Genomic DNA, 20657 nt, shown 5'->3' on the forward strand with positions numbered 1-20657 from the left:
GGCACGGTCCTTTGCCGTCTCTTCGTTCGGAGGAATTCCATGCACGTCGGCCTCGGCCTGCCCGTCACCGACCCCGAGTCGCTGCTCGACTGGGCCAGCAGGGCCGAAGCGGGCCCCTTCACCACCCTGGGCCTGCTCGACCGTCTCGTCTACGACAACCCCGAGCCGCTGGTCACCCTCGCCGTCCTCGCCGGCGCCACCACCAGGATCCGGCTCCAGACCGAAGTCCTCCTGCCGCCGCTGCGGGAGACCGCGCTGCTCGCCAAGCAGGCGGCGACCCTCGACCGGCTCAGCGGCGGCCGGTTCGTCCTCGGCGTCGGCGTCGGCGGCCGGGCGGACGACCACGTGGCCGCCGGCACCGACCTGCGCACCCGTGGCCGCCGCATGGACGAGCAGCTCGCCACGATGCGGCGGCTGTGGTCCGGCGAGCCGTACGGACCGGGCGCCGGCCCCATCGGGCCCGCGCCCTTCCGGCCCGGCGGCCCCGAGGTGCTGATCGGCGGCTTCAAGCCCCGCGCGCTGGAGCGGGTGGCCCGCTGGGGCGACGGCTTCCTGGCCGCCGCGCCGCCCTCCTGGGCCGGCGGGCTGTTCGACACCGTGCGGACCGCCTGGACGGCGCACGGGCGGGACGGCTCGCCGCGGATCGTCGCCCAGGTCGGCGCCGCCCTCGGGCCCGAGCCCGTGGTCGAGGAGGCCCGGGCGGCGATGGCCGCCTACTACGCCTCGTCCGGCGTCGCCGACTACATGGTCTCGGGGATGCTCACCACTCCTGGCGCGATCCGGGGCGCCATCGCGCAGCTCGGGGATCTCGGGGCGGACGAGGTCATGCTCTACTGCTTCGGCCGCGACCCCGAACAGGCCGCCTGGATCAGGCGGGGTCGCGGCCCGAGATCGCGCCGTCCGCCTCGGCGACGAGCGGGCTGGCGCGGTACCGCTGCCAGCCCGCCCGCAGGCGGCGCAGCTCGTCGTGCACCCGGGCCGACGCGATCAGCCGCACGTCGTCGCTGAGGCCGAGGGCGGTGACGGCGGCCTGCTCCGGATCGCCGGCGCGGAGGCAGGCGTGCGCCGCCCGCAGCCCGATCAGCACCCGCGTGCGCAGCTCCACCGGCCGCCGCGCCTGCATGGACGCGGTGAAGTGGCGGGCGGCGGTGGCGTGGTCACCGAGCTGGGTGAGGGTCAGGCCGATCTGGTGCTCCAGGGATTCGCGCCGGTAGTTGCCCAGCCACTCGGTCTCCGGCGGGGAGTCGGCCCGTTCGAGCTGGGTCTCGGTGCGGTGCAGCAGGTTCAGCGCGTCCCAGCGGGTGCCGGCCGCCGCGTGCGCCTCCGCCCGCATGCCGGTGATCCAGGCCAGCGTGCGCCGGGGGCCGCGCCCGCCGAGGGCCGAGGCGGCGGCGTCGGCCAGCGCGAGCGCCTCGCCGTCGTGGCCCAGCTCGGCCGCCTGCACGGCCATGCTGCGCAGGGCCGTCGCGCGCAGCACCAGGTCGCCGGCCTCGTCCGCGAGCCGTACGGTGCTGATGTAGTAGCGCTGGGCCAGGGCGTTCGCGCCCGCGTCCATGGCCATGTAGGCGGCCAGGTAGCTGAGCTCGGCCGCCGCCGTGAACAGGTCGGGGCGGCTGCGCCCGCTCGCCCGGCGCAGCAGCGGGGTCACCTCGCGCGACAGGTAGGCGGCGACGGCGGCGCGGGCGTGGCCGCCGCCGTACTGGTCGTCGAGGTCGGCGAAGGCGGCGGTGGCCGCGCGCAGGCGGACCACGTCGCCGGCGCCCGCGCGGGAGGGGTGGCCGGGCGGCTTCGGGAGGCCGCGCCTGGTGGTCAGGCCGGACAGCGCGGCCAGCGTGAACGTGCCGGCGGTCAGCACGGTACGGCGGTTGAGCAGGTCGTCCTCGCCCAGCGTGGCCAGCCGGGCGACCGGGTCTCCGCCCCAGGGGTCGTCGGCGGGGGCGGCGACGGCGGGGTCCGGCCAGCCGAGGTGCCGCGGGGAGAGGTCCGGACGGCCGAGCCGGCGGCGGAACGCCTCCACGGCGGCGTGCACCGCCTCGGGCCTGGGCACGGTGCCGGTCAGCCAGTGCCCCACCGCCGAGCGGTCGTAGTGGATGCGCTCTCCGCTCTCCGCCGAGACGGCGTTGACGTGCTGCGCGGTGGCCGCGTGCGTCCAGCCGGCCTGCTCGATCAGCGCGGCCAGGGCGCGGTTCACGACGGGGCGGGTGCGCCGTGGCGGCATCTCAGCTTCACATCGCTTCACATCGCGGTGCTCTCGACGATGCGCCGTACGCAGCGCACCGTCAAGAGAGCGGACGGTGACCTGACCGGCGGACGAGCAGGAGGCGGGATGGCAGGGATGGACGGAGCGGCGGCCGAGGTGGCCCACGCCGAGTTACTGGCCGCGCTGGCGGGCAGGCCCCTGGTCGTCGTCGACCGGTACAGCACCGCCCTGCGCGCCGGATACACCGGGCCGATGCCCATCGAGGCGCTGCGCCCGGCACTGGGCATCGGCTGCTACTCGGCGTGGGACCCGGCGCTGCCTGGCATGGTCGTCGCCGCGGAGGAGCACACCGGCAGCCGTTCGGTGCCCGAGCGGCGCGGCTGGCTGCGGCGGGTGCGCCACGACGCCGCCCGGCACCTGGTCAAGCTGGACCGCCCGCCCGTCATCGCCACCTGCCACACGGGCGCCCAGCTCCAGGAGCTGGCGGGCCCCGGCGGCACGGTCGCGGCGATCGACGCGGGCGTGCGTGCCACGATCGAGGCCAGGCACCTGTTCGACGACCTGCTGCGGGCGGCCGGGGTGCCCGCCGTGGCGCGGATCCGCTGCGTGCCGGCGGAGCGGCTGCCGAGCCTGGCGGAGCTGCGGCGCGCGGTCGGCGCCGAGCGGGTCGTGGTGCAGGCGGGCGGGGTCTCCGGCGGGCGCGGCACCGTGATCGTCTCGAGCGACGACGACATGGCCAGGGCGGCGCGGCTGCTGGGCCCGTACCGGGTGGCCGCGTACGTGGACGGCTGGCCGTGCGCCGTCACCGTGCTCAGCGTCCCGGACGGCGCGGGCGGGGTCATCGTGTACGTGGACCGGCCCTCGCACGAGACGACCGGCGTCGCCGAGCTGGGCGTGGGCCCGCTGTGCAGCGCCGGCCACGACTGGTCGCGCCCGTGGCCGGTGCCGGCCGCCGCGCTGCTCATCGAGTGCGCCGAGCGCATCGCGGTCTGGGGATGGCGCAGGTACGGCGTCGCGGGGCTGTTCGGCCTGCGCGGCCTGATCACGCCGGGCGAGCGGGTCTACCTGTCGGCGATCAGGTGGCGCTGCGACGAGAGCACCGAGGTGTCGGCGGCCAACCAGCAGGCCGTCGGCACGCCCCCGTTCCTGCTGGCCCACCTGGTGGTGATGCTGGGCGGGCGGGTGAGCTGGCTGACGGACCCACAGGGGTTCAACCACGTCAGCCTGCTGCGCGCGACCGAGCGCGGCGGCCCGTTCTCCCTGCGGGTCCGGCTGCGCGGCCATGCTCCCGTGCGGGTCGCGGCCGGTCAGGGGCCCGGCGTCTACCGGCTGGACCGCGACGACCGCCCGCGCTGGGTCCGCCGCGCCGCCCACCCGTCGGCCGCCCGCGCCGACCAGGGCGAGTTCCTGCTCGCCGACCTGCCGCCCGCGGGCGTGGTCTGCCATCCGGGCGCGGACCTCGCCACCGTGGAGGCCGTCACGGACGGCGCCACGCAGCCCTTCCACGGCCCGGCGGCCGCGTCGCCGTTCACGCGCCGGGTGTCGGCCGCCGTCGAACGCCTCTTCATCCCCGCATGAGCCGCGCCGGGGCCGGCCGCTCAGCGCAGGCCGATGGCGCTCTCCCAGAACCAGTTCCACCGGATCTCGTCGCGGAAGCGGTTCGCCCCCGCCTCGTACAGCACGCCGATCGCGCCGTTGCCGAGCAGCGCCAGGTCGGAGTACCCGGCGTGGTCGTCGTCGATCCGCACCCCGGCGTTGTTCGTGGTGCCGTCGTGGTCGCGCCAGGTCGCGCCCTCGTCGAAGGAGGAGCGCACGTTCATGCCCACCGCGTTGTTGTCCGTCTTGGGGGTGGCGGGCGCCGACAGCAGGATGCGCGTGTACGGGCCGCCGTCCCAGCGCTGGCGGAGCAGGGCGGGGTGGGTGGGCGGGGCGATGATGGCGCCGTCGGCGCGGAAGGCGCCGTCGAAGGTCAGCCCGCCGTCCCTGCTGACGCCGCGGGCCAGGCCGCGCACGGAGGTCTGGTCGTCGGGGACGGCGCCGTTGCGGGCGATCACGAGGATGCTGCCGTCGGTCCGCTCGACCAGCGTCTGCTCGCCCAGCTTGAGCACCGACTTGTCGTACGTGGCGGTCGCGCCGGTCCGCCACGAGCCGCCGTGGTCGTCGCTGTAGACCAGCCGTACGCTCTGCCGGCTCCCCACGGCGAAGTAGACGGGCACGACGAGCCGGCCGGCGTGGTCGCCGCGCGTGAGCTGGATCCCGTGCCCGGGGCCCGTGGCGAACCAGTCGCCCGCCCCCGCCGGCGCCTTGATCTCGCCTGACAGGTCGTCGGGCGCCGACCAGGTGCGCCCGTCGTCGGTGCTGACCTGGACCTTCGGGGTGCGGGGCGTGGTCTGGGTCGCGGTGGGCTCGGAGGTCGTGAACAGGAACACCGGCCCGGCCGAGTCAGCCACCACGGTCGCGTTCCCCTGGAGGGCCGCCCCCGCGGTGCTCGCCAGGACGGTCCTGCTCGCCTCCCAGGTGACGCCGTTGTCGGTGGAGCGGCGCATGACGACGTCGAACGCGCCGTGGTCGGCGCAGTTGTTCCGGTTGCGCCGCTCCGCGAAGGCGAGCAGCACGTTCCTCGCGGACCTCACGACGGCCGGGAGCCGGTAGCAGGTGGTGACCGTCGTCCCGGTGGCAGAGTCGGTGCTGGTGAACTGTCTCCACAGGGTCTGCTTGTGCCAGGTGCGGGTGGGCGGCTGGGCGGCGGCGGCGGGCGAGGCGGTGATCGCCACGGCCACGACGGCGCCGATCGCGGCGCCCAGCGTGCGTAATCTCAGCATGATCGCCTCCATCTCGCAGTGATGATCCCCACGCGGGCGCCGCGGCCAACCTCGTGGATCAGTAACCCACGGTGAACCGCCGCTGAACGTGGCGGGGCAGCTCGGCCTCGTCGACGACGGCGACGGCCAGGTCCTCGGCGGAGATGTCGCTGGTGCCGTCCTCGCGGACCAGCAGCCGGTCGCCGCCCACCCGGAACCTGCCGGTACGCGGGCCGGGGCCGACGCGGGCCGCCGAGGGGCTGAGGTAGGTCCAGTTGCGGTCGGACAGGCGGTAGAGCGCCAGCGCCTCGCGGTGGGCGAGCACGACCTTGACGTACTCCTCCGGGACGCCGAGGAGCTGCGGCAGCCCTTCGGCGAAGCCCTCGGTGTCCACCACCTGGAGCCCGGGGCGCACTTCGAGGCTTCCCGCCCCGCCGACGACGATCAGCCGGGCGGCGGGGTGCGGCTCCAGCGCCTGGAGCAGCGACCGGGCGATGGCGGGCAGCACGTGGGCGTTGGCGATCGTCTCCGGGACGCCGCGGCCGGCGTTGAGGGCGTTCACGATGACGTCCAGGCCCGCGATGGCGGCCGTCACGCCCGGCACGTCCAGGACGTCGGCGACGCGCCACCCGACCTCTCCCGCGTCGGCGGGGAAACGGGAGGCGTCCCTGGTGAACGCGGTGACGTGCTGCCCTCGCCGCACCGCCTCCGCGACGATCCGCGACCCGATGACCCCCGTGGCGCCGAACACTCCGATGCGCATATCCAGCTCCTTTGATAAACGGCGTTCATTTACTGAACACCGTGTAGTTACTGAACACAGCTTAGACACTGAACGCGGTAGGGTGTCAACGTGATCGAGGGGAGCAGGCGGGAACGGCTCCGGGCCCAGACGGCCCGGGAGATCAAGGAGACCGCCATGGCGTTGCTGGCCGAGGGCGGGCCCGGCGCGGTCACGCTGCGGGCCATCGCGCGCCGGATGGGGATGACGGCCGGGGCTCTCTACGGCTACTACGCCACCCGTGACGACCTGCTCACCGCGCTCATCGACGACGTGTACACCGGGCTCATGGACGAGATCGACAAGGCGTGCGGCGCCCTGCCCGCCGAGGACGCCGCCGGGCGGCTGCTGGCGTGGGCGGAGACGTTCCGCGGCTGGGCCTCCGCCCATCCCGAGGGGTTCCGGCTGGTCTACGGCGAGCCGGTCCCGGACTACCGGCCGCCGCCCGGCGGGCCCGCCCCGGAGGCGGAGCGCCGCGCCTGCGCCGGGCTCGTCGCCCTCGTGGCCGCGGCCTGGCCGCACGCCGCCGGCCGGCGGCCCGAGGGCGGCTACGACTGGGCGGACTTCGGGCCCGGGCTCGCCGACGAGGTCCGCGCGTCGCATCCGGGGCTGCCGCCCGCCGCCGTCGCGCTGGCGCTGCGGGTGTGGGGGCGCATGCACGGGCTGGTCGCGCTGGAGGTGCACGGGCATCTGCGTACGCAGGCCCGGCATCCGGAGAAGCTGTACCGGGAGGAGATCCGCGACCTCATCGACTCCCTGGGGCTGCCCGCCGCCCGTTGAGCCGGGCGGTCAGGTGACGGCGAGGACACGGGCCAGGGCCCGGAGCGCGTCCGGGGCGGTGCCGGGTGGCGGTGAGACGCGCAGGACGGGCTCGCGCAGGTGCAGCGGGGCGCGGGCCGTGGGCACGACGCCGACCAGCAGGGACGCCTCGGCGGCGCGGGCGGCGGCGCGCTCGGCCGTGTCGCCGGGCGGTGGGGTGAGCGTGACCAGGGCCGAGGGCTCGTCTAGCGGTTCCGCCACCCGCCAGCCGCCCGCCCCGTCCAGCAGGGCGCGGGCCGTGCGGCCCAGGTCGGCCAGGTGGGCGTGGACGGCGGCCGGGCCGAGCGCGTGCAGCTCCTGGACCGCGACGCCCAGGCCCGCCCTGGCGGCGATGGGGCCCTCCGAGCTCTCGTAACGTGCCGCCCCCTCCACCGGCACCGCGTCGTCCCGCACCCGACCACCGCCCTGCGGCCACGGCCCGCCCGGCGCCCGCCCGTCCGTCGTGGGCCCGCCGCCCTCCGGCCAGGGCCCGCCCGGCGCCCGCCCGGCACTCGTGGGCCCGCCGTCCTCCCACGGCTCGGCCCACACGTCGCCGGGCTCCGGCGGGTGGGCGTTCCAGAGGTGGCCGCTGAGGGTGGGGGCCGGGGCGTCCATGGCGGGGGTCGGGTCCGGCACGATCAGGAAGCCGGCGCCGCGTGGGCCCGCCAGCCACTTGCGGGAGGTGCCCACGTAGGCGGTGGCCCCCGTTCCCCGTGTCTCGACGTGGCCCAGCGACTGGCAGACGTCCAGCACGAACGGCACCCCCGCCGCCCGGCACAGGGCGCCGAGCTGCGCCGCCGGTTGGATGACGCCGTGGTGGGAGCCGACGTGCGAGACGATCACGAGGTCCAGCCCCGACGCCAGCCGGGCCCGTACGCCGTCGGGGTCGATGCGGGCGTCGCCGTCCACCGGCAGTTCGACGAGCCGCCAGCCGCGCCGGGCGGCCAGGCGGCGCAGCAGCATCAGCGTGCTGCCGTACTCGGTGCGCGCGCAGCCGACGCGAGTGCCCGGGCCGAGCCGCCATCCCCCCAGCAGCGCCGCCATCGCCGCCGTCCCGCTCTCCAGGAACGCCACCTGCCCCGCGCCCGCCGCCTCGCGCGGAGGGCCGCCGTCCGGTGCGGGGCCGACGAGGGCGGCCAGGGCCGTGCGGGCGGCGGTGAGGTCGGGGACGGCGCCGTAGCCGCCACGTTCGCGTTCCAGCCGCAGGTGCGCCGTCATCGCGCCGAGCACCCGATCGCTGGGCACGTTGCACCCGGCCGCGTCGAGATGCCCGGGCGGCACCACACCCCGCGCCGCCCGCCACCTCCCGGCCACGGCCTCGGACGCGGCCCCGCACCCGACCTCGGGCACGGGACCGGCACCGGACGCGGGGCCAGGCGCGGGGCCAGGCGCGGGGGCGGGACCGGCACCGGACGCGGGGCCGGGGGGCGCGCCGGGGATCACGCCGCGGCCAGGACCAGGGCGAAGTCCTCCGACGGGTCGGTGTAGTGGCGGCGCACCTCGAAGCCCGCCGCCGCGAGCTCCGCCCGCAGCCCCTCCGGCCGGAACTTGGCGCTGATCTCGGTCCGCATCTCCTCCCCCGCCCCGAACGACACCGCCAGCCCGAGCCCGCCGACCCGTACCCGCATCTCCCGCGAGGCCCGCAGCCGCATCTCGATCCAGTCGTGCCGCTCGTCGTACAGGGCCACGTGCTCGAACGCCTCGGGCTCGAAGTCCGCGTCCAGCTCCCTGTTGATCACGCGCAGCACGTTCCTGTTGAACTCGGCCGTCACCCCCGCGGCGTCGTCGTAGGCGGCCACCAGCCGCCCCCTGTCCTTCACCAGGTCGGCCCCGAGCAGGAACGTGTCCCCGGCCCGCAGCGTGGCCCGCAGTTCCTTGAGGAACACCGCGCGGGCGCCCGGTTCGAGGTTGCCGATGGTGCCGCCGAGGAAGGCCACCATCCGCCGCCCGTTGCGCGGCAGCAGCGCCAGGTGGCGTTCGAAGTCGGCGCACACGGCCCGTACGGCCAGCCCGGGGTAGCGTCCGGCCAGCCGGTGCGCCGCCGACTCCAGGGTGACGGCGTCCACGTCCACGGGCGTGTAGCCGCGCAGCGTGCCGGCCTCCGCCAGCGCGTCCAGCAGCAGCACGGTCTTCTCGCTGGTGCCCGAGCCCAGCTCGACCAGCGTGTCCGCACCGGAGACGGCGGCCACGTCGGCGGCCCGCGACCGCAGGATGGTCAGCTCGCGCCGGGTCGGGTAGTACTCGGGCAACCGGGTGATACGGGAGAACAACTCGCTGCCGGCGGCGTCGTAGAACCACTTGGGCGGCAGCCACTTGGGGCTGGACGTCAGGCCGGCGGTGACGTCGTGTTCGAGGGCCTGGCGCAGGTAGTCGCGGTCAAGATGGCTGATGACGCGCACGGTGGACTGGGTGACGGGCACGAGGCCTCCTGGAGACGGGTTCACAGCGGCTGGACGGTCACGTCGTCGCGGGTGACGGTCAGCAGGCTCCGCTCGGGCACGGCCTGCCAGCCGGGCAGGTCGTCGAGCGGTTCGCTGGCCACCAGCACGCCGTCGTGGGATCGGTGGTGGAACAGGGTGTCGCCCCAGACGGTCGCGACGATGGTCGTGCCGTCGGTGGCGAGCAGGTTCAGCCGGGCGACGGGATCCTTCTCCCCGGCCTGGACGACGACCTCGGACAGCGCCTCGCCCAGGCCGGCGCCGGCGCGCCCGCGCTGGAACACGGCGCCGGCGACCCAGGCGGCGTCGCAGGTGCTCTCGGCTCCGTCGCACAGGCCCTTGACCGCGTCGCGGGCCACGCGGCCGTTGTGGCTGAGCAGCCAGGTCCGGTCGGTGAACGGCGCGGTGGCGCTCTCCTCGACCGGCATGCCCACGGTGGCCGAGCGCACGGCGGCAAGCAGGCACGTCGAGCGGGCCACCGAGGACAGGTCCGGCAGGTTCGCGTCGGTCCAGATGGGCACGGAACGTCGGTAACGCACCGGCTCGGGGCGGCCGGGGGCGTACCAGCCCATGCCGTACCCGTCGGCGTTGATCAGCCCGGCCCGCTGGCGGCGGGGCGCGTACGACTGCTTGAGCAGCCCGTACTCGGGCTCGTCGATGAGCGAGGTGAGCGGGCGCTCGGCGCCCAGCCAGGCGGCGTGCCTGCACATCTACACCAGCTCCGACCGGGCGCAGCGGAAGCCGGTGAAGATCTGCCTGCGGATCGGGTAGTCCCAGTTCCTGAACGTGGTGCGCACCGCCGCCGGGTCGGCCGCCCAGGAGCCGCCGCGCAGCACGCGGTACTCCTCGCCGAAGAACACCTCGCTGTACTCCTTGTACGGGAAGCTGCGGAACCCCGGATACCCGTGGAACCACGAGCCGGTCCACTCCCACACGTCCCCCACCATCTGCTCGGCCCCGTAGGCGCTGGCCCCCGCCGGGTACGCGCCGAGCGGGGCGGGGTGGGAGGAGCGGTGGCCGAGGTTGGCCAGGGAGGGGCCGGGGTCGGCCTCGCCCCACGGGTAGCGCCTGGACCGGCGCGCCCGCGGGTCCCAGCCGCAGGCCTTCTCCCACTCGGCCTCGGTGGGCAGCCGCTTGCCCGCCCAGCGCGCGTAGGCGTCGGCCTCGTACCAGCTCACGTGCTGGACGGGCTCGTCCATCGGGACGGGCTCGACGCGGCCGAAGCGGGTGCGGTGCCAGGCGCCGCCGTCCCTGGTCCAGAACAGCGGGGCGGTGATGCCGCGGCGCTGGCGCCACTGCCAGCCCTCGGGGGTCCACCAGCGCGGGTCGTCGTAGCCGCCGTCCTCGATGAACGCCAGGTAGGCGCGGTTGCCGACCGGGAGCCGGTCGATCCGGTAGCCGGGCAGGTCGACCCAGGTGGCCGGGCGCTCGTTGTCGTAGGCCCACGGCAGCGTGTCGGTGCCCATGAGGAACGGCCCGGCCGGGACGTGCACCTCCTCGGGGCCGCCGGCGCGGCCCGGCGGCAGGTCGCCGTCGCTGACCAGGCCCGGCTGGCCGGAGAGCTGCAGGGTGGCGAGCATGGTCTCGTCGTGCTGGTGCTCGTGCTGGATCACCAGGCCGAACACGAACCCGTCGCGGTGCAGCGGTGACGGGCTCTCCAGGTCGATCGCGTCGAGGACGTCGAGCACGCGGCCGCGTACGCCCTCGATGTAGCCGCGCGCCTCGGCGGGGGGCAGGAACGGCAGGCTGGGGCGGTCCTTGCGCGGGGTCTTGAAGGCGTCGTAGATGTCGTCGATCTCGGGGCGGAGCGGGGTGATGCCGGCGGCGGCGCGCAGCACCCAGAGCTCCTCGTAGTTGCCCACATGGGCCAGGTCCCAGACGAGGGGGGACATGAGGGGCGAGTGCTGGCGCACGAGGAGGTCGTCCTCGGCGGCCGTGTAGGCGAGCGAGCGGTCGCGCACCGCGATGAGCTCCTTGGCGATGCGTTCCTTGATGTCGTTCATGCGCGTCCTTCGTGTCCGTGGTCGTGCCTGAGCTCGTCGGGGTCATGCCTGAGCTGGTCGTGCCTGGGCTCGTCAGGGGCGTGGTGGTCCAGCCACGCCGGGGCCGGATGCGCCGCCGGGTCGATCAGATCGGCGGCCGGCGAGCGGCCGGTGCTCACGTGCCGGTCGGCGAACGCGGCCACCGCGCCGGTCAGGGCGGCGTCGGCGCCGAGCCGCGGCAGTGCCTCCAGCGCGGCGCGGAAGCACGCCTCGGCGGCGTTCCTGAGCCTCGGGTCCGCCAGCCCGCACCGCGCGGCCCTGTCCCATTCCTCCTGGTGCGGAACTGCCCGGCGGGGCTCGACGGCGGCCATCGCGGCGTCGGCGGCGCGGTCGTCGGTGATGAGGGCGTGGGTCACGGCCACGCACACCGGCCAGGCGGCCGGGTGTTGCGCGTCCAGGTAGCGGATCTCCAGCCAGCCCCTGGGCCGGACCGGTGGGAAGAGGGTGGTGGCGTGGTAGGCGAGGTCGTCCAGCGTGGGCCGTCTGCCGCCGCCGCCCGCCAGCCAGTCGCGGAACGTCGAGCCGTCGCGCACCGGGCGGTAGCGCTCGGCGGCCTCCCGCACCAGCATCAGCCGGGAGTCCAGCAGGTAGGCGGCCCAGTCGGCGACGGGGTCGCCCGTGACCGGGACCGGCCCGGTCCTGGTGGGGTCGAGGTTGTTCCAGACGTCCTGGCGCCCCGACATCCACCCGTACGGCCTGCCGCCGCTCAGCGGGGAGTTGGCGAAGGCGGCGAGCAGCACGGGCCCGAGCGCGTGCGCCCGCTCCCAGCGGACGGCCGGCCGGCGCCCGAAGTCCAGGTTGACCTGGATGGAGGCGGTGGAGCACATCATGAGGGGCCCGTACGGCGCCCCCAGGAACTCGGCCATCGCCTCGTAGCGGGGCAGCCCGAGCTGGCGGCACGGGGCACGCACCGGGTCGAGCCCGACCCCGCCCAGCGCCAGCCCGGCGGCGCGCAGCCCGTCACGCACGGCCGTCACGTCGGCGGTCAGGCGGGCGACCGTGCCGGGCAGCGGGCCGGCGGGCCCGGACAGCTCGACCTGGCCGCCCGGCTCGAACGTCACCCGGCTGCCGCCCGGCAGGTCCGCGGGCAGGGCCTCCCGCGTCCGCTCCATCGGGACGTGCGCGCCGGGGTCCGCGCGGTCGAAGACCAGGAACTCCAGCTCCACGCCCACCCGGTCGCCGGCGGGACGGAAGCACCGGCGCGCGTGGTCCGTCACCTCCGTGGCGTCGCGCAGCGGCGTGCTCTCGGCCGTTACCCCGATCATCGTCTCCCCTTCGCCGCCCTCGTGCGGGTGCGCACGGGACTACAGACCCGGGAGGCGCGCGATCGTTACACATGAATTTCCGCGTAACGGACGGGGCGCGGCGGGCACTGTGTGACATGGAGGAGGGTTCACCGGGCTGCGCCGAGGTGCTCGCCCTGGTCACGGACTACCTGGACGCGGCGCTCCCGCCGGGGCGGCATCGGACGGTCGCGGGCCATCTGGAGGCGTGCCCGGGGTGCTCGGCGTGGCTGGCGCAGCTGCTGGCGACGATCGCGGCCCTGGGCTGCCTGCGCGAGGGGGTCGTCTCACCGCCGGTGCTGGCGGCGTTGCGGGAGAGCTTCGCGGGACGGGGGATCAGGAGTGATGGCGGTGGCGCTCGCGGAAGGCGGACATGAGCCGGTCGCGCACGGGCGCCGACAACTTCTCCGGCGGCTGGTCTCCCAGCACCTTGATGGTGGCGCGGAACTGCTCGAAGTAACGCCCGCACCCCTCGCAGCAGGACAGGTGCGCCCGCATGCCGTCGCGGGACGGCTGGTCGAGGGCGTCCTCCAGGTAGGCGGTGAGAAGTTCCGCCAGCTCGTCGCAGGTGAACCGCTTCACGACGTTGACCGCCCTCGTCTCTGGGATGAACCGTTTCACTCATTGTCGTCGTTGTGCGGGCCCGGTGGGGCCGCACGATGTCATTCGGGTTGTTTGACTGACTCGTAGTAGTCGGCCAGCCAGCCGCGCACCGCGGTGCGGGCGCGATGCAGCAGGACCCGCTGGTTGGCCGCGGTGATCTCCAGGATCTCGCAGACCTCGTCGGAGGTGCAGCCCTCCACGTCGCGCAGGGTGATCACGACCCGCTGCCGGGGTGGCAGCCGGCCGAGGGCCTCGGCGATCAGCACGCGCACCTCCGCCGCCAGCGCCTCGCCCTCGGGCGTCGGCCAGGCCGCGGCGAAGCCGGCCTGGCCGCCCTGGGCCGCGCCGAAATCGCCGAACGGGCCGCCGCCCTGCCCGAACGCGCTCCACGGCAGCGTGCGGCTCTCCCGCACGCCGCGTTTCTTCGCGGTGTTGACCAGGATGCGGAAGACCCACGTCTTGACCGAGGAACGCGCCTCGAAGGCGTCGATCCCGTCGATCACCGCCAGCCAGGTGTCCTGGACCACCTCCTCCGCGGAGTGGTCGGTGGACACGTAGGACCTGGCGACCCGGAGCATGCCCCTGGACCAGGTGTCGAGCAGCGCCGCGAACATCGCCTCGTCGCCCGCGCGCAGGGCCCTGACGACGACGTCATCCGGGGGCAGCCCACCGCCCTCGAAAGACCCCACGATCGCTCCCCCTCCGGTCGGTCGCTGGGACGTCTCACCTCAAGGAGCCGGACCCGAGCCCGGCGCCGCCCCATCGCGGGACGACACCGCTCAGGTTAATCTCCCCCACTGACGTTTCCCCGATCCCGGGGCGTGTAGCCGCGGCCGGAGCATCGAGCGGCGGCCGGGGCGCCCGCGGGGCGTCCGGAAGGGCCCCGCGGGCGCGGGATCAGCGCTCGCCCGCCGGTTCCTCCACCGGCTCCGGCCGCGCGGGGGCCGCGCGGAGACGGTCGCGGCGGTTGGCGAGCAGGCTGGTCACCGTGACGACGACCAGGACCGACACGATGATCCCGAGGGAGGCCAGGGTCGGGATCTCCGGCACCCACGCCCAGATGCCGTGCGCCCAGTGCAGGACGAGCTTCACCCCGATGAAGGCGAGGATGACGCTGAGCCCGTGGTTGAGGTGGCGGAGCTTGGTCAGCACGCCCTTGAGGACGAAGTACAGCGCCCGCAGCCCCAGCAGCGCGAAGGCGTTGGTGGCGAAGACGAGGAACGGATCCTCCGTGACCCCGTACACGGCGGGCACCGAGTCCACGGCGAAGACGATGTCCGTGGCCAGGATGGCGACGGCGGCCAGCGCCAGCGGGGTGAGCGCGAGCCGGCCGCGGTCACGGACGACCAGCCGCGAGCCGCGGTAGTCCTCCGTGACGGGGACGAAGCGGCGCACGAGCCGCACCGTGCGCATGGAGGAGATGTCCACCTCCTGCTCGCCGCCGCTCAGCACGCCCTTGATGATCTTGCCTGCGGTCACGATGAGGATCCCGCCGAACAGCAGGAACGCCCACGTGCCGCTCTGCAGCGCGGCGGCCCCGAGCCAGATGAAGACGACCCGCAGGACGAGCGCCCCGACGATGCCGTACAGCAGCACCTGCCGGGCCAGCGCGGGCGGCACCGCGAAGGCCGCGAGCAGCAGCATGAACACGAACAGGTTGTCCACCGAAAGCGACTTCTCCACCACGAAGCCCGTGAAGAACTCGACCGCCGCCCCGCCGCCGTGCCCGGCCCACAGGTAGAAGCCGAAGAGCACGGGAAGCAGCAGGTAGAAGACCGACCAGCCGACGGACGCGCGCATGCTCTCCTCGTGCGGGCGCCGGGTGATCAGCAGGTCCACCAGCAGGAGCAGCAGCAGGGCCGCGACCGTGACGGCCCAGAGCGTCGGCGAAGCGATGGTGCGCAGCTCGACGGCATGCGCGAGTGTCCCCGCGGACATGGGAAGTACCCCCTCGAACAGTTCCAGCCGTTCGAGGTCTCCTTCACCCGTGCGGGCGGCCGTCCGGGGACGTGCGGGACGTCCGTACTGACCGGGCCGGCTCTTGAGAAGTACTCCCCTCGCCGGGTTCAGACTAGATCAGGGGAGGACGTGCCGCCGCCCGGAGGTCTCTCCCGGTCCGCGCTTGACGAGACAATTGAACAAAATTTTAAATTCGGTCATGGGACGCATCGCGGGAGTCACGGCCGCGGAGACGCGCGAGCGGTTGCTGCTCGCCGCCGCCGAGGTCTTCGCCGAGCGCGGGTACGACGGCACGCGCGTGGCGGACATCGCCGCCGCCGCGGGGGTGAGCAACGGCGCCCTGTACGCGCACTTCGGGTCGAAGGCGGAGCTGCTGGTGGCCGCCCTGCGCGCGCACGGGCGCCACCAGCTCGCGAGCCTGTTCGTCGCCGACCCCGACCGGTCGGCCACGGAGCTGCTGCTCGCCATCGGGCGCACGCTGACCCGCCGGCGCGACCCCCTCGGCCATCTCATCGTGGAGGCGCTGGTCGCCGCGCGCAGGGACGAGGACGTGGCCGGGCCGATGCGCGACTACGTCGGCGAGCGGGCCGCCTGGATCGCCGACCTCGTACGGGTGGCGCAGGGCGACGACGAGCTGGACCCGGAGCTGTCGCCGGACGCGGTGGCGCACTTCTGCCTGCTGCTCGGGATGGGCAGTGCGCTGGTCACCCCGGACCTGCACGGGGTCGGCGACGAGGAGTGGGCGGCGCTGCTGTCCCGGATCGTCACCGCCCTGGCCCCGCCGCCGCAACCGTGAAGCGGCCGGCCCCTGGTAATCGCGGCCGTGGTGGTGTTCGCTGACGGCGACGATCCTTGCGTCGAGGGAGAAGCCATGACCGCCACGCCGCACCCGCTCGACCCGCTGACGCCCGGCGAGATCGACGCCGCCCGGACCGTGCTGAGCGCCGCCGGGCTGGTCAAGGACACCACCCGCTTCGCGTACACCGGGCTGGAGGAGCCGCCCAAGGACGCGGTGCTCGCCCACTCGCCGGGGGTCCCGCTCGACCGCAGGGTCCGGGTCCTGCTGCTCGACCTCGCCGGGGCGGCGCCTCGCGACGTGGTCGTCTCCCTGACCAGGGGGACGATCGACGCCGACCGCACGCTGGACCCCGCGGTCGACGGCCAGCCGCCCGTGCTGGACGCGGAGTTCGGGGTCGTCGAGGAGGTGCTGGCGACCGACGAGCGGTGGATCGCCGCGCTCAAGAGCCGCGGGCTGGACGTCTCCAAGGTCAGGGTGGCCCCGCTGTCCGCCGGCGTGTACGCCGAGGAGTACCCCGGCGAGTCGGGCCGCCGCATCCTGCGCGGGCTGGCCTTCGTGCAGGAGCACGAGAAGGACCATGCCTGGGCGCACCCCGTGGACGGCCTCGTCGCGTACGTGGACGTGCTGAACCGCACCGTGGACCAGGTGATCGACTCGGGTCCCGTCCCGATCCCGTCGGTCTCGGGCAACTTCGACGACCCCGCCGTCACGGGCCCCCCGCGCACCACGCAGCGGCCCATCGAGATCACCCAGCCGGAGGGGCCCAGCTTCACCCTGGAGGGCGGCCTGCTGCGCTGGGAGAACTGGTCGCTGCGGATCGGCTTCGACGTCCGCGAGGGGCTCGTCCTGCACCAGATCGCCTTCCACGACCGGGACGCCGGCCGCGAGCGCCCGATCGTGCACCGGGCCTCGATCGCCGAGATGGTCGTGCCCTACGCCGACCCCTCCCCGATCCGCTCCTGGCAGAACTACTTCGACGCCGGCGAGTACCTGTTCGGCCAGTACGCCAACGCCCTGGAGCGGGGCTGCGACTGCGTCGGCGAGATCACCTACCTCGACGCCGTCATCGCCGACGAGCACGGCGCCGCGCGCACCCTGCCGAACGCGATCTGCCTGCACGAGGAGGACCACGGCATCCTGTGGAAGCACACGGACCTGTGGACGGGCTCGGCGGAGGTCCGCCGCCAGCGCCGCCTGGTGCTGTCGTTCTTCACCACGGTCGGCAACTACGACTACGGCTTCTACTGGTACCTCTACCTCGACGGCACCATCGGCTTCGAGGTCAAGGCGACCGGCGTGCTGTTCACCTCCGCCTACCCGCGGGGCGGCTCCGCGTACGCGACGGAGGTCGCGCCCGGCCTGGCCGCCCCCTACCACCAGCACCTGTTCTGCGCCCGCCTGGACATGGCGGTCGACGGGCCGGCCAACCGGGTGGAGGAGGTCGAGGTGGTCCGGGTCCCGATGGGCGACGGCAACCCGCGCGGCAACGCCTTCACCTACCGGCGCACCCCGCTGACGAGGGAGAGCCAGGCCCAGCGCGACGCGGACCCGTCCGCCGCGCGCACCTGGCACATCACCAACCCCGCCTCGCTCAACGCGCTGGGCCGGCCCGTCGCCTACGTGCTCCACCCCGAGGGCAGGCCGCTGCTGCTGGCCGATCCCGGCTCCTCCATCGCGGCGCGGGCCGCGTTCGCGACCAGGCACCTGTGGGTCACCGCGTACGACCCGGACGAGCGGTACCCGGCCGGCTACCTGGTCAACCAGCACCCGGGCGGGGCCGGGCTGCCCGCCTTCGCCGCCGCCGACCGCGACCTCGACGGCCGCTCGCTGGTCGTCTGGCACGTCTTCGGGCTCACGCACGTTCCGCGGCCGGAGGACTGGCCGGTCATGCCGGTGGAGCACACGGGCTTCACGCTCAAGCCGGCCGGCTTCTTCGACCGCAACCCGGCGCTGGACGTTCCCCCGCACCACGGGCACGGCGCCTGACGGTCACGCGTGGGCCTGGATCACGAGGACGCCTGGCGATCACGCGGGAGCCTGGATCACGCGGGAGCCTGGGTCACGCGCGCCTGACCGTCACGCGGGGGCCTCGGTCACGCGCAGGCAGGCCGTCGTGGAGGTGCGCGCCATCAGGTCGGGCTGGAAGATGACCTGGCGGTGCTCGTGGTCGCCGGCCTGGTTGGCCTCCTCCAGCAGGAGCGTGGCGGCGGTGTGGCCGAGCTGCTCGCGCGGCTGCCTGATCGACGACAGCGGAACGGCCGCCGCCGCCGCGAAGTCGATGTCGTCGTACCCGATGATGGCCAGGTCGGCGGGCACCCGCAGCCCGCGCAGCGTCATCTCCTGCAGCACCCCGATCGCGACCAGGTCGTTGGCGCAGAAGACCGCGGTGGGCCGCTCGCCGGGCGGCAGGCCGGCGATCTCCTTGCCGACGGTGCGGCCGGTGGCGACGGTGAGGTCGGGCAGGGGGATCACGGTCAGCGTGTCGTCGGGGCCGAGCACGCGGGCCAGGCCGTCGCGCCGCTCGCGTACCTGCCGGACGGTGAACGGGCCGCCGGCGAACGCGATGCGGCGGTGCCCCCGCTCGCGCAGGTGCAGGCTGGCCAGCCGGCCCCCGAGCACGTCGTCCACCGCGACGGAGCAGCCGCCGCTGTGCCCCGCCGAGCTGTCGAAGCGCACCACCGGGATGCCGCGCGCGACGAGCCTGCTCAGCCGCTCCTCCTCGCCCCTGTCGTTCACCGGCGTGATGAGCACGCCCAGGGGCCGCTGCTCCTCGAACGTCTCCAGCAGGCCCGCCTCGCGACCGGCGTCCTTGTTGCTGTTGAACACCATCACGGTGACGTCGGCCTGCTGGGCGGCGGTCTCGACGCCGCGCAGGACGTCGATGAAGAACGGGTTGGCGAGATCCAGCGCGACCACCCCGATGATCCGGCTGCGCCCCGCTCGCAACTGGCGGGCGGAGCCGTTGCGCACGTAGCCGAGCCGCTCGATCGCCTCCTGCACCCGCCGCCGGGTGTCGGGCGCGACCATCTCCGGCCGGTTGAGCACGTTGCTCACGGTGCCGACGGAGACCCCGGCGAGCCGGGCGACCTCTTTCATGCTCGACATCGTTCCTCGAGTCCCGTGAGCGGCGCGAGCGTGTTCGTCGCTGTGATCATAGCGCAGCCGTTCAGAGGGGTTTGGAACGATTTGAGCACGCTCCTTCATGCTCTGCCCGGCGGCGGGCACGCCGGTCTCGTCGCCCGTCCAGCCCGCCTCGAACAGCTCCACCCCGCCCTCGCCCTTCGGCGGCTTGGCCTCCGAACTGCCGGTCGTCGTCGATGCAGTGCGCCGGCAGCATCATCGTCCTGATCTGCGCGCCCGTTCACGCCGTGATGCCCCGCTCTGACCTCCACCCGTGGGTGGACCCAGAAATTCCACCCTGGCTCCGACGCCCCACCGGCCCCCTCCACGCCACCCTGTGGAAGGTCCACGTCAGCCCCGGCCGAAGGGAAGTCAAGGGTGCGCTCGAAGAGTTCAGTGGTGATCAGCGGGGTGGTGAGCTTCCTCGTCCCGCCGGCGGCGTACGCGCTGATCCGCCCGCACACCGGCGCCGACGCCACCGCGCTGGCCGTCGCGGCGGGCATCCCCCTCGTCTGGACGGCCGCCGAGTTCGCCCGGCACCGGCGGCTCGACCCGATCGGCGTGACCGCCGTGCTCGGCTACGCCGTGGCCCTGGTGGTGCTGCTGCTCAGCGGCGGGGACCCGCTGGTGCTCAAGCTCCACGAGGCCGTGCTGACGGGGCCGCTGGGCGTGCTCGGGCTCGTCTCGGTGGCAGTGGGCAGGCCGCTCCACCTGGTGCTGCTGCACCGGCTTGCACCCCGCAACGCCCGCGCCGCCGCCACGCTGCGGCGCCCCGACATCCACCGGATCGCGAGCGTCATGACCACGATCGTCGGCGCCACGCTGGCCGTCCACGCCCTCGTCCTGCTGGTGCTCGCCCTGCGGCTGCCCACCGGAGTCTTCCTGGCGGTCGGCCGCCCGGCCGGCTGGGTCCTGCTGGCGGCGGGGGCGGGCGTCTTACTGTGGTACCGCGCGCGGCTGCGTGCCGCGAGATGAGGGTGCGGCGGATGCCGGATCGTGATCTTCGTACGATGGGCTTGACCCCCGAGACCATCCATGCCTAGATCAAGAGACTCACCCGCCCCCTGCTCCGGAGGACACCCCCGCATGGCATCGGCAGGAACGTGCCGCGAATGCTGAACGACCACGCCGAAGAGCGGCGGCGCCACCGCCGCGGGCTGGCGCTGCGGATCTCCACGCTGCTGGTGGGCGTCCTCCACCTGGTGCTCGCCGCCATCCTGATCGCCCTCCCCGGCAGCTCCCCGTCCCTCCATCCCTTACCGGCACCTGACGCCGACGAGGAGACCACCGCCGCCCCCGGCACCGGACGCCCAGTGGCCGCCACCGACCCCCGCTCGACCTCCGCCCCCGCCGACCCCACCACCTCCACCCACCCGCCCACCACCCCGCACGCCGCCACCCGCCCCTCGACCGCCCCACAGGCCGCCACCGCCCCCGCTCCCTCCACCTCACAGGCCACCCCCGCCCCCAGCCGCAGTCGGCTACGCGCGACGGGCGCCGTACCACCGTCGGAAGGCGTCCGTGAGGCATCCAAGATCGCCCCAGCGATCCCGCCGACCATCGTCAACACAAGGCCGCCCCGCCCAGCCCGAACCCCGGCCGTCGCCCCCAGCCCGGAGTACGCCCCTCCTGGCCAGACCCGCGAGCCGCCGGGCCGAATCCGTGGCAGCGGCCCCGCCACTCCACCGGGACACAACAAGTAGCACTGCACGGCACGCCGATGCCCCGCCGCCGCACGTCGGCGCGCACGTGAACCGGTAGGCAGGCCGCGATACCCGAACCCGCATGGCACGTGCGGCGCAGAACTCCGCGACGATCGGCACGCGCGAAGCC

General features: G+C 74.6%; 19 protein-coding genes and 1 pseudogene. 8 read left to right on the forward strand and 12 right to left on the reverse strand.

Annotated elements, in window-relative coordinates:
• Positions 1–39: 39 nt before the first annotated feature.
• Entirely contained in the window at positions 40–1008 is a 969-nt protein-coding gene (locus HD597_RS35995) for an LLM class flavin-dependent oxidoreductase (RefSeq protein ID WP_253748004.1), read from the forward strand.
• Here HD597_RS35995 and HD597_RS67365 read toward each other — a convergent pair.
• Positions 959–2218, reverse strand: a pseudogene (locus HD597_RS67365) (NsdA family TPR-like regulatory protein); the annotation flags it as partial. The gene HD597_RS35995 and the pseudogene HD597_RS67365 sit on opposite strands and share 50 nt — an antisense overlap.
• A gap of 108 nt (positions 2219–2326) precedes the next feature.
• Here HD597_RS67365 and HD597_RS36000 point away from each other — a divergent pair.
• Entirely contained in the window at positions 2327–3778 is a 1452-nt protein-coding gene (locus HD597_RS36000; protein WP_253748006.1) for a hypothetical protein, read from the forward strand.
• A gap of 20 nt (positions 3779–3798) precedes the next feature.
• Here HD597_RS36000 and HD597_RS36005 read toward each other — a convergent pair whose 3' ends face one another.
• Both HD597_RS36005 and HD597_RS36010 read right to left on the reverse strand, forming a co-directional pair.
• Positions 3799–5022: a sialidase family protein gene (locus HD597_RS36005; protein WP_253748008.1), complete on the reverse strand. Its 1224-nt coding sequence runs from the start codon at positions 5020–5022 to the stop codon at positions 3799–3801.
• A gap of 58 nt (positions 5023–5080) precedes the next feature.
• Positions 5081–5764: an NAD(P)-dependent oxidoreductase gene (locus HD597_RS36010; RefSeq protein WP_253748010.1), complete on the reverse strand. Its 684-nt coding sequence runs from the start codon at positions 5762–5764 to the stop codon at positions 5081–5083.
• A gap of 90 nt (positions 5765–5854) precedes the next feature.
• On the opposite strand from HD597_RS36010, the gene HD597_RS36015 reads away from it, so the two are divergent.
• Positions 5855–6562, forward strand: coding sequence for a TetR/AcrR family transcriptional regulator (locus tag HD597_RS36015; protein WP_253748012.1), 708 nt, complete (start codon positions 5855–5857; stop codon positions 6560–6562).
• 9 nt (positions 6563–6571) lie between these two features.
• Here the strand turns inward: HD597_RS36015 and HD597_RS36020 are convergent, their stop codons facing one another.
• From HD597_RS36020 to egtA, 5 genes are all read right to left on the reverse strand, one after another.
• Positions 6572–7930 (reverse strand): aminotransferase class V-fold PLP-dependent enzyme, encoded by a 1359-nt coding sequence (locus tag HD597_RS36020; RefSeq protein WP_253748014.1) that lies wholly within the window; start codon positions 7928–7930, stop codon positions 6572–6574.
• A gap of 89 nt (positions 7931–8019) precedes the next feature.
• Positions 8020–9000, reverse strand: a complete 981-nt coding sequence (egtD, locus tag HD597_RS36025) for an L-histidine N(alpha)-methyltransferase (RefSeq protein ID WP_253748017.1) — start codon at positions 8998–9000, stop codon at positions 8020–8022.
• A 20-nt stretch (positions 9001–9020) separates the two neighbouring features.
• Entirely contained in the window at positions 9021–9728 is a 708-nt protein-coding gene (gene egtC / locus HD597_RS36030; RefSeq protein ID WP_253748019.1) for an ergothioneine biosynthesis protein EgtC, read from the reverse strand.
• On the reverse strand, positions 9729–11021 hold the full coding sequence (egtB, locus tag HD597_RS36035) for an ergothioneine biosynthesis protein EgtB (protein WP_253748021.1): 1293 nt from the start codon (positions 11019–11021) through the stop codon (positions 9729–9731).
• Complete coding sequence (gene egtA, locus HD597_RS36040) at positions 11018–12325, reverse strand: ergothioneine biosynthesis glutamate--cysteine ligase EgtA (protein WP_253748023.1); 1308 nt, start codon at positions 12323–12325, stop codon at positions 11018–11020. Before egtA ends, egtB begins: the two co-directional genes overlap by 4 nt.
• A gap of 116 nt (positions 12326–12441) precedes the next feature.
• Between egtA and HD597_RS36045 the strand changes: the two genes are divergently transcribed.
• Entirely contained in the window at positions 12442–12720 is a 279-nt protein-coding gene (locus HD597_RS36045; protein ID WP_253748025.1) for an anti-sigma factor family protein, read from the forward strand.
• Here HD597_RS36045 and HD597_RS36050 read toward each other — a convergent pair.
• The 3 genes from HD597_RS36050 to HD597_RS36060 form a co-directional block, all read right to left on the reverse strand.
• Entirely contained in the window at positions 12680–12964 is a 285-nt protein-coding gene (locus tag HD597_RS36050; protein ID WP_253748027.1) for an anti-sigma factor family protein, read from the reverse strand. The genes HD597_RS36045 and HD597_RS36050 overlap by 41 nt on opposite strands.
• 41 nt (positions 12965–13005) lie before the next feature.
• A complete protein-coding gene (locus HD597_RS36055; protein ID WP_253748029.1) occupies positions 13006–13635 on the reverse strand; it encodes an RNA polymerase sigma factor in 630 nt (209 codons plus the stop codon).
• A gap of 208 nt (positions 13636–13843) precedes the next feature.
• Positions 13844–14884, reverse strand: a complete 1041-nt coding sequence (locus tag HD597_RS36060; protein ID WP_253748031.1) for a TerC/Alx family metal homeostasis membrane protein — start codon at positions 14882–14884, stop codon at positions 13844–13846.
• Positions 14885–15104: 220 nt separating this feature from the next.
• Between HD597_RS36060 and HD597_RS36065 the strand changes: the two genes are divergently transcribed.
• On the forward strand, positions 15105–15701 hold the full coding sequence (locus tag HD597_RS36065) for a TetR family transcriptional regulator (RefSeq protein WP_253748033.1): 597 nt from the start codon (positions 15105–15107) through the stop codon (positions 15699–15701).
• Positions 15702–15776: 75 nt separating this feature from the next.
• Positions 15777–17690, forward strand: a complete 1914-nt coding sequence (locus HD597_RS36070) for a primary-amine oxidase (RefSeq protein WP_253748035.1) — start codon at positions 15777–15779, stop codon at positions 17688–17690.
• Between the two features lie 90 nt (positions 17691–17780).
• Here the strand turns inward: HD597_RS36070 and HD597_RS36075 are convergent, their stop codons facing one another.
• Positions 17781–18800 (reverse strand): LacI family DNA-binding transcriptional regulator, encoded by a 1020-nt coding sequence (locus HD597_RS36075; protein ID WP_253748037.1) that lies wholly within the window; start codon positions 18798–18800, stop codon positions 17781–17783.
• A 423-nt stretch (positions 18801–19223) separates the two neighbouring features.
• On the opposite strand from HD597_RS36075, the gene HD597_RS36080 reads away from it, so the two are divergent.
• Together HD597_RS36080 and HD597_RS36085 are read left to right on the forward strand one after the other, a co-directional pair.
• Entirely contained in the window at positions 19224–19799 is a 576-nt protein-coding gene (locus HD597_RS36080) for a VC0807 family protein (protein ID WP_253748039.1), read from the forward strand.
• 137 nt (positions 19800–19936) lie between these two features.
• Entirely contained in the window at positions 19937–20527 is a 591-nt protein-coding gene (locus HD597_RS36085; RefSeq protein WP_253748042.1) for a hypothetical protein, read from the forward strand.
• The last annotated feature ends 130 nt before the right edge of the window (positions 20528–20657 follow it).

Origin of the sequence: Nonomuraea thailandensis (assembly GCF_024172165.1) — a bacterium.
Classification (GTDB): domain Bacteria; phylum Actinomycetota; class Actinomycetes; order Streptosporangiales; family Streptosporangiaceae; genus Nonomuraea; species Nonomuraea thailandensis.